Genomic DNA, 17,577 nt, shown 5'->3' with positions numbered 1-17,577 from the left:
CCCAGAAAACAGATAAAAAGTGTGAGATAACTAATCTGCAATAATATTTAAAATCTGACTCAACGAGAGCTTATAGTGAAGATAAACACAGTAGTCACTCTGCTATTAACGTTCCTGCTCGCGGCTTGCGACAGAACTCCCCCTGAAGTTGTCGAAAGTGTGCGCCCGGTGAAAATATTTACCGTTGAAGATGGTGGCCAAAATGGGACGCGTTATTTCCCTGCTCGGCTACAAGCTGGTGATGAAACCCAACTCTCCTTTAAACGTAGTGGGCAGCTACAACAACTGTTGGTACGTGAAGGTGAGCGGGTGAAAAAAGGCCAGACGATCGCTCAATTGAATGACACTGATCTGAATTTACGGGTGCGTGATCGCCAATCAACCTTTAACTTAGCCCGCGATCAATTCAACCGTTTCAATACATTGCAAGGCCAACGAGCGGTTTCTCGTGCCGAACTCGATGTCCGCCGTGCTGAAATGGAATCCGCCCGTGCCGCGCTAGAAATTGCGCGCAAAGAGCTGAGTGATGCAACCATCACGGCACCTTTTGATGGCATTATCGCCAATGTGACTGCGCGTAACCATCAGGTGATGGCTCCCGGTCAGGCGGTGGCGACATTGAGTGCGCTGGATACCTTAGATGTGGTGTTCAGTGTGCCAGAACGCCTCTTTACCACGCTGGACATCAGCAACCGTAACTATAAGCCAACCGTGATACTCAACCATTTACCGGGGCGTGAGTTTACGGCTGAATACAAAGAACACACCACCTCAACCACCTCTGCCTCGCAAACCTTCCAAGTCACCTTGACGATGGAACGCCCTGCGGATATGCCATTGCTTTCGGGTATCAGTGGCCGGGTGAGAATCAACTCCGGCAACTTGTCAGGGACTGATCATCCGACAATTGTGGTGCCTGTCGAAGCGGTCTTTAACCCTGATAGCACTCAGTTAAATGATGCGCGAGTCTGGGTAATTAAAAATGAAGATGGTCAGATGCACGTTGAAGAACGCAAAGTTCAAGTGGGTCAGTTGACCGAGAACGGCATTCAAGTGACCTCAGGACTGGCTGATGGCGAACATATCGTCGCAGCCGGTACGGGTGAGCTTCGCCCAAATCAAGTTGTACGGGCTTGGGTACGTGAGCGAGGTCTCTAATGAAGCTGCTCGATAACTTTATCAGTAATAATACCCGTATCTGGCTAACGATTCTGTTGCTAGGTATTGGCGGTATTATTGCCTATCTCAATATAGGCAGGTTAGAAGACCCCGCTTTTACCATCAAAACGGCAGTGGTCGTCACGCGCTATGATGGTGCATCGGCGCAACAAGTCGAAGAAGAAGTCACACTGCCACTGGAAAATGCCATCCAAGAGCTGTCTTATGTGGATGATGTGACCTCTATTTCTAGCGCGGGCTTATCCCAAATCACCATTAACATCCGTGCGCAATACGGTGCCAATGAATTACCGCAAATCTGGGATGAATTACGTCGGAAGATCGGCGATAACAGTGTTCGGTTACCGCCGGGGGCCGGAACACCCATGGTCAACGATGACTTTGGTGATGTTTACGGCTTCTTCTTCTCGCTGACGGGCGATGGCTACAGCAATCAGGATTTACGTAATTTTGCTGAACAGCTTCGCCGTGAACTGGTCCTTGTGCCGGGGGTCGGGAAAGTGGGTATCGTGGGGATTTTACCGGAAGAAGTTCAGGTAGAAATTTCGCGCGCCCAAATGACCGCCGCCGGTATTACGCCTCAACAGCTCTCCGATCTACTGGCTCGCCAGAACGTCGTGTCCGATGCGGGCCAACTGCTGGTGGGGAGTGAGTCGATCCGACTGCACCCGACCGGTGAATTCCAAAGTGTACAAGAGCTCGGCAACCTATTAGTGAGCCAGCCGGGTAGCCCGAAAAGTGTCTATCTGCGTGATATCGCGACGGTAACACAAGGCTTTGGCCATTCGCCAACCAATATTTATCGTGCTAACGGCAAGCCTGCACTGGCGCTTGGGATCTCATTTGCCCCGAACGTCAACGTGGTCAATGTCGGTAATGCTATCAAAGCCCGATTGGCACAGCTCGAAGGTGAGCGCCCGTCAGGCATGCATATCAATGTGTTCTATGACCAATCTCATGAAGTGGAAGGGGCGGTAAACGGCTTCATCCTCAACTTCCTGTTGGCGTTGTTGATTGTTATCGTCACCCTGCTGATCTTCATGGGGGTACGCAGCGGCGTGGTGATTGCCATCTCGCTGGCGCTTAACGTACTCGGCACCCTGCTGATTATGTGGCTACTCAACATCGAGCTACAGCGCGTGTCGCTTGGGGCGCTGATTATCGCGCTCAGTATGTTAGTGGATAACGCCATCGTGGTGGTGGAAGGGGTCGTGGTGGGGCGCCAACGAGGGGAAAGCCTCTCGACGGCGATCGGCAATGTCGTGAAGCGTTCCATGATGCCGCTGCTAGGCGCGACGATCATCGCCATTCTTGCCTTCGCGCCCATTGGTCTATCCAATGATGCGACGGGCGAATATTGTAAGTCGTTGTTCCAAGTACTGTTGATTTCCTTGATGTTGAGCTGGATTACGGCGCTGACCTTGACGCCAGTATTCTCCAAATGGGCATTCCAAGGCCAGAAACCCGCGAAGCAAGACGCCGACAAACCCGCCAAGCAACCTTACGATGGCTGGTTATTCCGCTACTACCGTGTGGTGCTGAATAAATTACTGCAACACCGCAGTGTCACCTTAGTGTTGCTGGCAGCGCTCTTGGTGGCTTCGGTGATTGGTTTTGGCAACGTTCGACAAAGTTTCTTCCCACCGTCGAACACGCCAATTTTCTTCGTGGATATTTGGCTACCGAATGGTACTGATATCGGCTATACGGAAGGGATCGCCAATAAAGTTGAGCAATATATCAAGCAGCAAAAAGGCGTAGAAGACACCATGGCGACCATTGGTCAGGGTGCGATGCGTTTTATGCTGACCTATAACGCCCAGCGGCACTATCCGAACTACGCGCAGATAATGGTTCGTACCGAGCAGCTAGACCAAATACCGGGCTTGGTGAATGAAATCGAGTCCTACATGCATGATGAATACCCGCAGGTAGACGCGCAGATCAAACGCATCATGTTTGGGCCATCCAACAACAGTTCTATCGAAGCGCGTTTCATTGGGCCCGATCCTGATGTCTTGCGAACCCTCGCAGCACAAGCGGAGAAGGTTGTCATTGCTGATCCGATGGCTGATGGGGCAAGGCATGACTGGCAGGATCGTAGCAAGATGATCCGGCCGCAATTCTCCGACTATCTGGGCCGTGAACTCGGTGTCGATAAACGCGAGGTTGATGGCACATTACGCATGAGTTTTGGCGGCTTACCGGTGGGGCTATACCGTGATGGCACTCGCCTGATGCCGATTGTCCTGCGTACACCCGATGCAGAGCGGCTCAATGCAGAACGGCTCAATGATGTGATGGTGTGGAGCCAGGCGCGGCAAGCCTTTATCCCGATCGACAACGTGGTCACCAGCTTTGAAACCGAGTGGGAAGATCCGCTGATTATGCGTTTAGATCGTAAGCGCACACTGACAGTACAGACGGATCCGACGCAACAAGGCGGCGAAACATCTTCCGAGCTATTACAGCGCATCAAACCGGGGATCGAAGCCATTCAACTGCCACGAGGCTATGAGCTTGATTGGGGCGGTGACTTCGAAAGTACCCGAGAAGCGCAGCGCGGCATTTTCATCAGTTTGCCTATCGCGTTCCTGATTATGTTTGTGGTGACGGTCTTGATGTTCAGCTCAGTACGTAACGCGCTGGCGATTTGGTTGACTGTTCCTCTGGCATTAATCGGTGTGACATTTGGCTTCTTACTGACCGGCATTCCGTTTGGCTTTATGGCCTTGTTGGGGCTGCTCAGTCTAAGTGGGATGCTGATCCGTAACGGTATCGTGCTGGTGGAAGAGATTGGCCTACAGCGCAAAGAAAAACCGCTGCGCGAGGCGATTATCGATGCCTCTACCGCGCGTTTGCGGCCGATCATGTTAACGGCATTCACCACCGTGTTGGGGTTAGCACCGCTGCTGAGCGATGCTTTCTTCCAAAGTATGGCGGTGGTCATCATGTTCGGTCTGGGCTTCGCCACCGTGCTGACCTTACTGGTTCTGCCTGTCATTTACAGCGCGATGAACCCTGAGCCGAAAGAAAAAAAGCATGACGAACCGGCCACTGAATAGTCATTAGCCGCGAGTCAAAACCAAAAAGCTGCCCCCTGATCAGGGCAGCTTTCACACTGCTGACAAACACCGATGACTCGACCTAGAACGGTGAGGACAGGCAGAAGAGTAAAGCGTCCGCGCCAAGGATGGTGCGGCTCCAGCCATCAGGGATGATTTTACGGCGTTTTTACGATCGGCTTGTCCTCACCGCAATCGGCACTTTGTCAGCTATCTCCTTTTTTGTGGTGGCCTTTGAAACACCGTTTTTATGGCCGCTTTCTTGTCAGCAATTATCCCATCAGCCCCATTTGAATTGTGTGCGCGACTTCTCTTCTTGCCGTGACTTCGCGGTATCTATGTTCCAATTTGAAACATCATTTCTCTCATAACGTTCCATAATGGAACGTTTTTACGTATGGTTTTCAGCTTGTTTTTTGCGCTTATAGTAAGGGCAGATTTATCATTTAACCCAAAAAATGAATCATTATTGCCTTACCACTTACGCTACAGGAGCAAGATATGCTGAAAGTCATTCAATCTCCGTCTAAATATATTCAAGGCGCCAATGCGCTACAGTCTATTGGTGAGTTTGCTAAGTTATTGGCTAATAACTATTTTATTATCGCCGATGATTTTGTCATGAAGTTGACGGCCGATACGGTAAGCACTAGCCTGCATGGGAGTGAGTTAGAAAATCACTTTAGCCGCTTTAACGGTGAATGCTCTCGCCAAGAAATTGAACGCCTGACGACCGAGCTAAAAAAACATCACTGTAATGGGGTGATTGGTATCGGCGGTGGGAAAACCCTCGATACGGCTAAAGCGATTGCTCACTATCAGCATATCCCGGTCATTGTGGTGCCGACCATTGCATCTACCGATGCCCCGACCAGTGCACTGTCAGTGATTTATACCGAACAGGGCGAGTTTGCCGAATATCTGATTTACCCGAAAAACCCGGATATCGTCCTGATGGATTCCGCCATTATTGCTAAAGCGCCAGTACGTTTGCTGATTGCCGGGATGGGGGATGCGCTATCCACTTATTTTGAAGCGCAAGCCTGTTTTGATGCCAAAGCTATCAGCATGGCAGGGGGCGCATCCACATTGGCGGCGGTCACGCTAGCGCGCTTATGTTACGAAACACTGCTAGCGGAAGGCTATAAAGCTAAATTGGCGGTCGAGGCTGGCGTGGTCACTGAAGCCGTCGAACGTATCATTGAAGCCAATACTTACCTGAGTGGGATTGGTTTTGAAAGTAGTGGTTTGGCCGCAGCCCATGCCATCCACAACGGTTTCACCGTACTCGAAGAGTGCCACCATCTGTACCACGGTGAGAAAGTGGCCTTCGGCACATTGACACAATTAGTGTTGCAAAACAGCAGCATGGAAGAGATTGAAACCGTGCTCTCATTCTGCCAACAACTGGGTCTGCCTATTACTTTGGCTGAAATGGGCGTTACACAGGATATCGAACGTAAAATTCGCGCCGTCGCGCAGGCCAGTTGTGCCGAGGGTGAAACGATCCACAACATGCCGTTTGCCGTCACACCTGACAGCGTTTATGCCGCGATCCTCGTGGCTGACCAATTGGGCCAGGCATTCCTTAACTGATTAGCAACGGATTGATCGACAAGAAAACTGACTGAGTTTGCCGATGGCCTCCCTCATCGGCAACTCTGTTCTCCAGCCATTCCCCTTCGCGGAGCATTAAATGAAAAAATTAATTAATAGCGTAGAGAGTGTGTTACAGGAACAAATTCAGGGGCTGGTTGAAGCCCATCCTGAGCTGAAATTACATCAGGAACCGCTTTTTATTACTCGGGCAGATGCCCCCGTTAAAGGCAAAGTCGCTTTGATGTCCGGTGGCGGCAGCGGTCATGAGCCGATGCATTGTGGCTTTATCGGCGAAGGGATGTTAGACGGTGCTTGCCCCGGCGAGATTTTCACCTCGCCGACACCTGATCAGATGTTCGAGTGCGGCCAAGCCATTGATGGCGGAGAGGGGGTACTCATGCTGATTAAGAACTACACCGGCGATATTCTTAACTTTGAAACTGCCGCAGAACTGCTGCATGCCGAAGGGACAGCCGTCGCGACGTTGGTCATTGACGACGACGTGGCGGTTAAAGATAGCCTCTACACCGCAGGGCGGCGTGGGGTGGCGAATACGGTCATTATCGAGAAATTACTCGGTGCAGCGGCGGCCCGTGGTGATTCGCTGGATGAATGTGCCACCCTCGGTGAGAAAATCAATAATCAGGGGCATTCTATTGGGATCGCGCTAGGGGCTTGCACAGTTCCCGCAGCAGGAAAACCGTCATTCACGCTGGCTGAAAATGAGATGGAATTTGGTGTCGGGATTCATGGTGAACCGGGGATTGAGCGGCGACCATTCACCTCGTTAAACGACACGGTTGATGCCATGTTCCACACCCTGATTGAGCACGGGAGCTATCAGCGCACATTACGTCACTGGGATAGACAAGCCGGTGATTGGTGTGAAACACGCCAAGTCAAGCAGCCATTGGCGAAAGGCGATCGGGTCATTGTTCTGGTGAATAACTTAGGGTCCACCCCGCTATCAGAGTTGTACGGTGTTTGGCATCGCTTATCAGCCTGTTGTGCCGATTTTGGTTTGACCATTGAACGCAAACTGATTGGCAGCTATTGCACGTCGCTGGATATGCAGGGGATATCGATCACGATGCTCAAAGTTGACGATGAATTGTTGTCACTGTGGGATGCACCGGTGAATACCCCCGCTTTTAGCCATTGATAACCAAGGTTAGAGAGAATAAGTCGGCCTGTTTTTTTATTTATGAATCGTATAGATAAAACGTACAGATAAAACGCATTGGTAACACAACCCTGTGCCTGGAGAAAATCATGGGACTCACCAAACAACAAATTGTCAGTTGGTTACAGCTTTGTGCTGAGGTTTTTAGCGAACAACGCGATTTTCTGACGCAGTTGGATACCGACATCGGTGACGGCGACCACGGTCTGAATATGAATCGTGGCTTTAATAAAGTGGTCGAGAAATTGCCCACTTTTGCCGATAAAGACATCGGTTTCATTCTGAAAAATACCGGTATGACCCTGCTTTCTAGTGTTGGCGGGGCCAGTGGTCCGTTGTTCGGCACCTTCTTTATTCGCGCGGCACAAAGCACCAATGCCAAGCAGAGTTTGGATCTCCCCGCCGTCTGTCAGATGTTCAAAGATGGCGTTGACGGGGTTGTGATGCGTGGTAAAGCTGAACCGGGCGATAAAACCATGTGTGATGTTTGGTGGGCGGTGGTCGCGCAATTGGAGCAAGCAAACCAGCAGGGTGTACCGCTGGTGGCGGCTTTGCAGCAAACAGTTGAGCGTGCCCAGCAAGCCTTGGCGAGTACGATCACCATGCAAGCGCGTAAGGGACGCGCCAGCTATCTTGGCGAACGCAGTATTGGTCATCAGGATCCAGGGGCGACTTCAGCCATGCTGATGATGCAGGCGCTATGGCAGGTTGCCAGCCACTAATGTGGTCCAACCGAATTTTTATCAGGAGGAAAGATGGTCAATCTGGTGGTAGTTTCTCATAGCGCGCTGCTGGCTCAGGGAGTCGCTGAATTGGCGCAGCAAATGACACAAGGAGGTTGCCAATTAGCGGTGGCCGCTGGTGTAGACGACCTAGATCATCCGATTGGCACGGATGCCATTAAAGTGATGGAAGCCATTGAGTCAGTTTATACGCCATCAGGCGTGCTGGTGTTGATGGATTTAGGCAGTGCATTACTCAGTGCAGAAACCGCATTGGACCTGTTGGACCCGAGTATCGCGCATCATGTGCAACTCTGTGCCGCGCCTCTGGTTGAAGGCACCTTGGCTGCCGTCGTCGCGGCTTCATCAGGCGCTTCACTGGCTGACGTCAAGGCTGAGGCGATGGGGGCATTGGCGGCTAAAGCAGCCCAGTTAGGGGAGAGTGTTGTAGAACCTATCAGTAGCGCAGTCATTAAGTCACCGCCTGACGCCCAAAGTGTCAGTTGGATCGTACGTAATCCCAACGGTTTACATGTGCGGCCAGCGGCGAAATTGGTGGAGGTGCTAGCCCCGTTCGCGGCGGATTTATTGCTGGAAAAGAACGGCCAATGTGTGAATCCGCGTAGCTTGAATCAGTTGGCGATTTTGCAAGTACGCAAGGGTGATACCATTCGTTTGATTGCCAGTGGTCAGCAAGCGGGCGAGGCGCTGGATGCCTTTATGCAATTGGCTCAGCAACACTTCGGTGAGTCGGTGACCACGGCCAGTGACAGTGGATTTACGGGGGTGATGGTGCCACGGCGTACCCTTAGTGCACCAATATTCCAATGGTTACTCGCGAAGCCGGTTTTTTTGCCTCGAACCATTAGCCCTGAGCAAGTGACCCATGAGCAACAACGTCTCCGTCAGGCATTGGTGCAAACAACGGAAGACTTGCAGCAATTGATGCAACAGGCTGATCAACAGATCGGGACTGAAGCTGCGGCTATCTTCAGTGCTCACGAGATGTTGATTAACGATGACGAGCTACATCGGGCAATGGAGGCTCGGATTGCGCATCAATTCGTCTGTGCTGAATCTGCTTTGCAAGACGAACTGATGAACATGGTGGCCGATTATCTGGCATTAGATGATGACTACTTGCGCGTCCGCGAGCTGGATATTCGCGACATTCTAAATCGTACATTGGGGCATTTGACCGGGCTACCGCCGGTATCACTCCCCGTGAATAGCGACATCATATTACTAGCCGACGAGTTGCTGCCCTCTCAGATGGTTGGGCTAACCTACCAGCAGGTAAAAGGCATCTGTTTAAGCAAAGGGCATATTATGTCCCACAGCGCTATTTTGGCCGAAATGCTGGACATTCCCATGTTAGTCGGAGCAATGGGGTGCCTTGAGGCCAGCCATAATGGGCAAAATGCGTCATTGGATACTGCACTCGGTATATTGGCGCTCCAGTAAAAATAACCGCTGCAATAAGCAGTGTGAAACGCAGCCCTGCATTAGTGAAGGGTTGCGATTTCAGGGATCAAACTTGCCAAAGATGCCATGATTTGATTTTTCCACTGATAGCGCGCTTTGATTAATGCCGCGCCCGCTTGGCGAATATGGCTTATTTCTACGTCAGATAATGTGCAAATCTGCTGTATCACACAGGCAAGATTTTCTGCATCTCCCGCGATATGCCGGAATCCATCAATATCCGGAGTCACTTGCTCACTTAACCCACCTGAGTCAGCAACCACTAGCAAAGCTCCCTGTTTCCTGGCTAACCAACGTGCTTCCATTGGGATTAAGCCATTAGGCTCATTTTCGGCAGATAGAACACAAACACGTGTGTTGTGCCATTGAATCAAGCACGCCATGAGTTCTCGATCGAATGAGTTAATTATGGTGGGTGGGCTCGCGAGCTGGCTGGCTAATTGTGTTGACAGTGCTAATTGTGTTGATTGTGCTAAGTGTATTAATTCGGGTAAAACAGGGTCACTGACAATCACCGGATGGATATCATTATTCAGCAAGCAGCTCGCTTTGAGTAATAAATCATGACGTTTGTACTGTACTCCCCTTCCAAGTGTGATGGCTAAAGGGCGGTCTAGCGGTATGCCATATTTTAACAGCGTATGGCTTATCACCTGATCACTGCGCAGCCGAAACCAAGGATCGTCAATATCTATTCCCGCCAGTACCGGAACAAAACCCTGTGGGTCAGCACCATATTCAGCCACTAAGTGAGTCGCCATAAATTGGCTGATAAAACCGAGTTTAATATTCGTGTCAATTTTGGCCCAGTGGACGGGTAAGGATTCCGCCATTAAGCGCTCAGGGTTGGGCAATGGCATTTCATGGTTAAATGCCGTGCCATGAGAAACAAAAATAACTTTTAAATTCACCCCTTCGATGGCGGCTTGCAGACGTGCAATTAACGGCGTCAATGAGAAGGGCAACTCATGACAAAAAGCCAACGTAATATCGTAATTTGCGCAGATATCGATGATTTTTGCCGCGCCAGCGGCAGAGGATACTTGCCAGTTCTGCAAATTACCCAGAAATGCATCACCATAGGGCCAAGAACAATTCGCGCCGTTTCCTATTGTCATATTGGGAACGGTAGAGAAAGATCCACCCATCGCTTGAATGTGGCGAATATAATGGGCACGACGCTCTTCATTAAAAGAACAATGATATCGGCTACAGGCAATCTCAATAAAATGAGGCTGCAAAATAATGTGGTGAGCAGCCAATAGCTCAATAACCTCAGGCAAGGCTTCAACCTGCCCTCGAATAAAAGACCCCACCCCACCGACAAAGAGTTGAATACCTTCAGTGGCTAGATGAATAACGCCCACTTTCAGTGTGTTGGTGTCGTCATTTGATGGCCTGTTCCTTGGCATATAACCTCCTGATGTTGAGAATAATGTTATTTATAACGCGATGATTTCTAGCAATATGATTTCTCGTAATACAATTAATTGCGGCATGACTTATATCGATACTCTCTCAACGTGATTGAGCGGCGCTTTTTTGGTTATCCTATAGTGATTGATAAACAACAGATCTAATCCACAGCTTAAAAATAGCTTGATGGCATCGCTAGGTGTTTCAACGATCGGCATTCCTTTGATATTCAATGAGGTATTAAGCAGAATTGGCATCTGCGTCTGTTCATAAAAGGATGTTAACAAGCGATGGAATTTAGCATTCATTTCTTTTTTAACGGTTTGCACACGCGCACTTCCATCAACATGGACAATGGCGGGTAAGTCTGCACGATATTGTTCTTTGACCTGTGCAATAAAGAGCATGTAGTCGCTGTCATGATCTATCTCGAAATAGTCACGCACTTTTTCGTGTAAAACAGCAGGGGCAAAAGGCCGAAAATCCTCTCGATACTTCACATCGGCATTAATATGATCTCTCATGGCGGGATGACGTGGGTCAGCCAAAATGCTTCTGTTACCTAAGGCTCGAGGCCCAAACTCTGCACCTCCCTGAAACCAGCCAATAACATTGCCTGCTGCAATGGATTTTGCCGCGAGGGTTTCAATATCATCATAATAGCTGTACTCAATGCTCTCGGTGTATTGCTCAAGTTCTTGGGCTATCTGGGCGTCATCATAATGTTGACCAAAATACGTTGAGCCTGAATGCTTGACGCGCTCTTTCTTCAGTACCTCTAACCAGCCGTAATAACAACAACCAATAGAAAGACCATTGTCCCCTGCCGCAGGTTGAATATAGAGATTTTCAAACTCGCATCCGTGAATCAGCTTCTCATTTGCTGTGGCATTTAAGGCAACGCCGCCGGCATAGGCAAAGTTTTTCATTGGATGAAGCTGATAATAATAATTAAACAGATACGACAATGCCTCCTCAAGTTTGGATTGCGCCCAGTAAGCGATATCGGAATAATATTGGAAGTTATCTCTAAAGTGCCCCGGATGGGTGTTAAGCAGTGGATCAATATTTGCCCACCATTCATTGCGTAGCACCACTTTACCGGCATCGAAATAGAACGGATCCCAATCAATCACATCAGGCCGCCCATAAGGCGCCAGCCCCATCAATTTACCCGCGCAATCGAGTTCACCAAAAATATACAGCGCGATACCTTCATAAAACTCACCCAGAGAATTCTCTATTTCCCACGTCGATACGGGAAAGTTTCGCCTATTCTTCCTATTTACCCAGCGGGAGAAGTCTTTGAATATAGGCTTCATGCTGCCATTTTGGTAAACATAGTAGCTACAGGTTTCCCAGTAACGGTAGCGCTGATGAATATTAATCTTGTTTGCACCGTCGATATTATCAACAAGGTCATTGCAGCTATCCAAGCTACCACCATGCCCATCGATAACCACGACGCCCATATTATCAAAAGGTGATGTTCCCACTGCACTGTAAGCATGAGCCAAATGATGTGAAATACTCACAACAGGGACCAGAGGGGGTAAGATTCTATTTTTTCGCTGTGTTAATTGTTCGCTGAATAATGGATTAAACGAGTTCTGTTCGACGATCAGTGAGAGATCTTGGTACCCAATACCTGCCGCATCTAAACAGTATTGGATAGTGTCATTATCATTAAAACCGTCATGTTTAATTCTGGATAATCTTTCTTTTTCAATGGCGACAATAATCTCACCGTCTTTCATTAAACAGGTTGAACCATCATGGGATAAAGCAGTACCAAGAATGTAGATAGATTTGCACATAATGAATATCCTTATTTATTATTGCATTAACTTAAAATTGCAGCGAGTCGACGTGAAAGTGCGAGTGTGGTTAACGACGGGTTCGCCGCACCGGGACGCGGGAATGCACTGGGACCAACAGCATAAAGATTATTGAGGTCATTGAATTTGTGTTGTGCATCCAGAATTTCTCCTAAAGGTAGCGTGCTACTTTCATGGTTTTCTGTCCCTAATGGGCTTATCCATGTTGCAGGGACAAAATAATTAACGGTTCTTGAGGGGGAATGAAACTCATAATAGACATCACCCATGGTTCGGGCATGGACACTGAATCCGCCATCAAAGGCTAAAGGTGAGAAGGGGATTTTTATTTGTTGGCATAATTTATCCCAAAATAAATTAAGTTCATCTTGCTCTCTGTGGATTAACTCATTGTCTTCATGACTCAAAGTGCACGAGATGAGTAATGGGGCAACATCATCATATTCTTCTACCTTGATATAGCTTTTCTCCGAAGGAACCTGTTCACCCATTGTCCACACTTCTAATTCAACGCCGAATCTTGATTGGCTAAGAGTAAAGAATAAATTGAATCGTTCACCTGAGCGGCTAGGGCTATAGAAGATGGAATCTGGATGATTTTCCAGTAATGCTTTGAGCATGACAGGGACTTTTTGGAACTCAAGTGTCACATTAAAACCTTGAACGATGTGGTCCACAAGACCCGTCATTTTTTTCTCTATCAAATGCCCCGTATTATAAAGTTCCTGAGCGGCTAACCGTGTATTTTCAATTGTGCCTAATGCGAGAATGCATTTATTGGCAAACACATGGTGTATTTCATTTGATGTTACGTTTCTTAATTTCGCGCCAGTGCAGTGACCATTTTGGGTTATCAATGACACAGCTTCATAGCCAGAAATGATGGGGGGAAGATATTTAGTGTGTTCTGCTGCTTGCCAAAAGGATAAGGGTGAATAGGCTTCCCAACGGCCAAGCGAATCAACATTGCGGGTTGCCTGAGGCGTAATTTTAAATTCAAAGCCAGCAAATTTGAATACGGTATTTGTGTCATGATACTTTCCGGCCCAAGCTAATATTTCAGATTGCACCTGCGAATAAAGTGGAGGGCCACCTTGCCAAGTTTCGGTAAGGTCACTCACTATCTGTGAAGGCCAGAACTTGAGAGCAGCAGCCTCTATTGGGAGAATGACCCCATGCCAATAGAGTGATCGGCCGCCGACTCTTCGCCGTAGGCAGCTTCCCTTTGAAAAATGAGGTTCACTTAACGAATGCCATGGCCGATAAGCATAGCGATCGTATTCTTCATTTTTCCAAAATTTATCAGCATTCTGAAATTGCTCTCCTGCATTGATATGGCAGCAGTCATCAGCAGGCCCCACGTCAATCACAACAACGTCCTTAGCGTCTCGTTGGCTTAAATTTTTGGCAAGTTCTAAACCAGACATTCCAGCACCTAGAATAAGAATATTAATATCAGTGGGGATATGGCCTTGACGATATTGTGTATTAGCAACAGTAATATTCATTTTATATCCTTTAATAGCAAAACTCATTATTGTTAATGGAGTATTGTTTTTTAATTAAGTGTCTAAGTATTATTGCAATCGGCTGATAAATTTCTCCCAAGGGGTTTGAGGGAATCTTTTTTGCACCAATAGTTTATTATTAGCTAATAATGTTTTGAGATTTTCGTCACCCATAGCATGGCAATACATCGACTCAAATAATTGTTGTGCTGCGTCCCGCGGGTGATCTTGTAGCACTTTTATATGATGGTATTCATGACCATAAAACTCAGTAAAGGCAGAATAGGATGTCACGGCGCAAGGAACGCCGGCAATAGCGGCAAGGGCTGGGCCTAAACCGACACTTTCGACATTGTCTACATTGGGGGTAAATAAAACGGCACCTGATAAAGCATGACAAATAATGAGTAAATCAATCTCATCTAAATGCCATTTATTCTCTTCGTCCTGATAAGTTTGCAGCGGAACTTCATCTAAAAAAATAAGGTCATCATGTAGCTTAAGAAACTCTACTTGTTCCATCAATTCAGATGCATATTCAGGATCTTCATTCATATTACCAAATATCAATAATTTCGGTTTGCATAATGATTTCTCGCTATAAATATTTAATAATTCATTAAATACACTAATTGATATTTCGATGCCTTTGACTCTGAATACTCTAACAGGAACAAGAATAACCGTTGAGCCTGTTGGTATATGATGCTGGCTTAAGAATGCAGCATGTCTCTCTCTGAAATCAGGATGCTCAATTTCAGGCAAAATATTGGGGATAACAAGCGGCTTAATTTTTGTTGGGTAGTCTTTGCATTCATCAGCCAGCGCTTCGGAAGCCACTATCCATTGAGTATAGGGACTATCCTGTGGTATCGGGGTTAAGGAATTCGGTAATTGAGGATATAACCTATCTTCATTTTCATAAATGGCATAACTGCCAAAAAGGTCATGATCCCAAAAAATGACGCCTCCGCTCTCCTTAGTCCCCCAATACTTTTTTGCAGCACGGTGAAGGGCGAGCGTGACTGGTGTTGCATCAGATAAGGTTAGATTTAAGCAAAAAACCCAATCAATCGCATTTTGCTCAAACCAATTAATGAAATATGTTTCATACTCATCAGCAATTGACGCTATCTCTGCTTCTATTTCATTCACTTCAGTACTGGTTAATGAGTCATAGTGTGCAACTTGATGTCGAATATTTAAAAGTTTGTCTGCATAAATATCACTACAGGCTGATGGCCGCTGGATGGTGCTGACTTTCATCCAGGTGGGATAGTGTGATTTTTGGCTGCCAGCGGGAAAAAAGTATTTCTTGTCCGGCCGCCAAGAAAATCCAAGATCGGCAGGTATCTCATTTACAATGGTATTTTTTTTCATGGCAATTTCTACCACATTTCTAAAAATGGTGAGCAGTCCACTGGTTGGGAGACCATCTCCTGATATAACAGCCCATTTCATCTTCTTCATTTTATCTCCTGAGATTAACGCTCTAGCTAATTAACTTTTTGGATAGGATATTAATGAGTAACAAAATAAATAAGCAGCCAATAAATATCGTGATAAAGGCGATTCTCAATGATGTCATATCGGCCAACATACCGAGTAATGGTGGGGTGAGTAGTAAGCCAATTCTTGATGTCCATGTGGCGAAGGTGATTCCATTTGTGGCATTTATATTAGGGAGCTGGCCAATAAATGATATCGTTAATGGAAATACAACAGATATGCCGAGACCGATTAATGCAAAACCTAACACTGTCAACATTGGTGAGTGAATACTCATGATAACAAATACGCCCACTGCTGCAGTCATCGCTCCGCATCTTAGCGTGGTGATGCGCCCAAATTTATTAGTGAAATGGTCACCAAAAATCCGCCCAACAACCATGAATATTTGACAGCTTAAATAGGGTAAGCCAGAAAGTGCCGGTGACACATCATAATAGTCCGTCATATATATGGCTCCCCAAATACTGGCTGTTTCCTCTATGCCACATGTGAAAATAAGTAAAATTAATGCGATCAAATAAAGTTGATTTTCTGAGTAATGCTGACTTGGTTTGTTTTTCTCACGGGTGAATATTTTTTTCTGTGTGTTTTTATCTCTAAAAATGACAATGAATAGCATCAGCAAAAATAAATTTCCGCAGAATACGGTAAGGCTAAACTGTTTTATAGACAGGCCAATGCTAATAGCAGATACGGCGATTCCTCCTCCGAAGATTGTGCCTATACTGCCAATGCCATGAAATCGATTAATTAAGCTTCTGCCACATGATTTTTGCACACGGATAGCTTGTACATTGATACAGGTATCTCCCCATGAGTCAAATATACCAAATAGGAAGAGGGCGAGTGTTATACCATGCCATGACGATGAGAACGGGACTATTGAAATACACGTAATGAGCAGTAAGAAGGTGATATTTGTCGCCCAATACAACCCTATGAGATCAATAAATCTTTTGGAGAGTAATCCAAATGTTATTGATCCTGCCGGTATTGCAGATACCATGATTCCCACCATGTAATTACTCAGTTCAAAATCCGATTTTATTTCTGGAAACCAAGGTACTATGCTGGCGTATGCCATCCCATGGATGAAAAATAGAAATGATAATATAATACCTTTCTTCTTTTGCGAGCTTTTAATATCCATTAAATTTATTTCGCTTAAGGTTATCATCAAGAAATATAGTTGAAATCAAAACCAAGTATGTTCCGATAACCCGTTCCGATTAAGGGATCTTTTAATGTTATGGGTGTGACTTTGTGCCAAATAGTTGAGTTTCTATCAACATGAAATAACCCTTCACCGGGTTCTAAGGTATGAGATTTAATAAAATCTTCTTTTTCAGTACAGTAAAGTTGACTTGTCCCACCTTCAATATTGTGCTTATCAATCACCAATGCTGAAACAATATAGTCACTGCCATCCTGATGTAACCCCTCTGGGGAATTAGAAACTGAATGGCTGGTATTATCTATCAGCAAGGACATCTGATGACAAGTGACGCCTATTTTTGTTAGGTTCCTTTGTTGTTCACATTCACACAATATTTCGACAAAGTGCTTAATTAGGTTTTTCAATATAGGTGAATCACTGATAGCTCGATCCATTGAGGGGAATCTTCGTGCCAATTGTCGTAAATCTAATGGGTGGTCAGCTTGTTGAGTGAATCCTATTGATAGGGGGATTTCAATATTGCTGATAATCCATTGATTATTAATATTCTCAGCAATGAACTGACTCATGCTTCTTTTCCTAAATGGCTTAAAAGCATGAAAAGTTTGTTTAACATGAGCAGGAAGCATCGAGATCAGATTTTTAATATTTTCAGGGATAATATCTTGGTTAAGATAGTGTTGCGCCTCTTGTAAAATTAAATCGTTGTCGTTAGGGTTCTGACTTATTAAAACCTTTAATTGCGCTATCTTTATGTCGTTATCATCCCAAGATAACTGATCGAATGGTAACTCTTTTTTCATGTCATGTATATTAATGCCAAATTCTTTAATATTGAATCCAATTATTTTATATTTTAAATTCATAGGTTATATATCCTGTTGAATAGGGTG

At 46.4% G+C, this 17,577-nt stretch carries 12 protein-coding genes; 6 read left to right on the top strand and 6 right to left on the bottom strand.

What is annotated here, in order from left to right:
- Positions 1-75 precede the first annotated feature (75 nt).
- The 6 genes from BN68_RS10915 (at position 76) to dhaM (ending at position 9,212) form a co-directional block, all read left to right on the top strand.
- Positions 76-1,158, top strand: a complete 1,083-nt coding sequence (locus BN68_RS10915) for an efflux RND transporter periplasmic adaptor subunit (protein WP_042806641.1) — start codon at positions 76-78, stop codon at positions 1,156-1,158.
- On the top strand, positions 1,158-4,244 hold the full coding sequence (locus tag BN68_RS10910; RefSeq protein WP_019211203.1) for an efflux RND transporter permease subunit: 3,087 nt from the start codon (positions 1,158-1,160) through the stop codon (positions 4,242-4,244). Before BN68_RS10915 ends, BN68_RS10910 begins: the two co-directional genes overlap by 1 nt.
- A gap of 501 nt (positions 4,245-4,745) precedes the next feature.
- Positions 4,746-5,840 (top strand): glycerol dehydrogenase, encoded by a 1,095-nt coding sequence (locus tag BN68_RS10905; RefSeq protein ID WP_019211202.1) that lies wholly within the window; start codon positions 4,746-4,748, stop codon positions 5,838-5,840.
- Positions 5,841-5,940: 100 nt separating this feature from the next.
- Positions 5,941-7,005, top strand: a complete 1,065-nt coding sequence (dhaK, locus tag BN68_RS10900; RefSeq protein WP_019211201.1) for a dihydroxyacetone kinase subunit DhaK — start codon at positions 5,941-5,943, stop codon at positions 7,003-7,005.
- Between the two features lie 110 nt (positions 7,006-7,115).
- Positions 7,116-7,748 carry a dihydroxyacetone kinase subunit DhaL gene (dhaL, locus tag BN68_RS10895; protein WP_019211200.1) on the top strand — a complete coding sequence of 211 codons (633 nt, stop codon included), beginning with the start codon at positions 7,116-7,118 and terminating at the stop codon, positions 7,746-7,748.
- A 33-nt stretch (positions 7,749-7,781) separates the two neighbouring features.
- Positions 7,782-9,212 (top strand): dihydroxyacetone kinase phosphoryl donor subunit DhaM, encoded by a 1,431-nt coding sequence (dhaM, locus tag BN68_RS10890; RefSeq protein ID WP_019211199.1) that lies wholly within the window; start codon positions 7,782-7,784, stop codon positions 9,210-9,212.
- A gap of 41 nt (positions 9,213-9,253) precedes the next feature.
- Here the strand turns inward: dhaM and BN68_RS10885 are convergent, their stop codons facing one another.
- The 6 genes from BN68_RS10885 to BN68_RS10860 all read right to left on the bottom strand — a co-directional run bounded on the left by BN68_RS10885 (position 9,254) and on the right by BN68_RS10860 (position 17,550).
- Positions 9,254-10,645, bottom strand: a complete 1,392-nt coding sequence (locus BN68_RS10885) for a glycosyltransferase family 4 protein (protein ID WP_019211198.1) — start codon at positions 10,643-10,645, stop codon at positions 9,254-9,256.
- A 90-nt stretch (positions 10,646-10,735) separates the two neighbouring features.
- The gene (locus BN68_RS10880) at positions 10,736-12,466 is read right to left on the bottom strand and encodes a carbamoyltransferase family protein (protein WP_019211197.1); all 1,731 of its coding nucleotides are present in this window, start codon (positions 12,464-12,466) and stop codon (positions 10,736-10,738) included.
- Between the two features lie 26 nt (positions 12,467-12,492).
- Complete coding sequence (locus BN68_RS10875; protein WP_019211196.1) at positions 12,493-13,995, bottom strand: GMC oxidoreductase; 1,503 nt, start codon at positions 13,993-13,995, stop codon at positions 12,493-12,495.
- 69 nt (positions 13,996-14,064) lie between these two features.
- Positions 14,065-15,465 (bottom strand): glycosyltransferase family protein, encoded by a 1,401-nt coding sequence (locus BN68_RS10870; protein ID WP_019211195.1) that lies wholly within the window; start codon positions 15,463-15,465, stop codon positions 14,065-14,067.
- Positions 15,466-15,487: 22 nt separating this feature from the next.
- Positions 15,488-16,657: an MFS transporter gene (locus BN68_RS10865; protein WP_042806705.1), complete on the bottom strand. Its 1,170-nt coding sequence runs from the start codon at positions 16,655-16,657 to the stop codon at positions 15,488-15,490.
- A 26-nt stretch (positions 16,658-16,683) separates the two neighbouring features.
- A complete protein-coding gene (locus tag BN68_RS10860) occupies positions 16,684-17,550 on the bottom strand; it encodes a 2OG-Fe dioxygenase family protein (protein WP_019211193.1) in 867 nt (288 codons plus the stop codon).
- Positions 17,551-17,577 lie beyond the last annotated feature (27 nt).

This window comes from Yersinia massiliensis CCUG 53443, from assembly GCF_000312485.1.
In the GTDB taxonomy this organism is placed as follows: domain Bacteria; phylum Pseudomonadota; class Gammaproteobacteria; order Enterobacterales; family Enterobacteriaceae; genus Yersinia; species Yersinia massiliensis.
The sequence above is the reverse complement of the archived record's forward strand: the minus strand, read 5'-3'. Positions and strand labels throughout refer to the sequence as shown.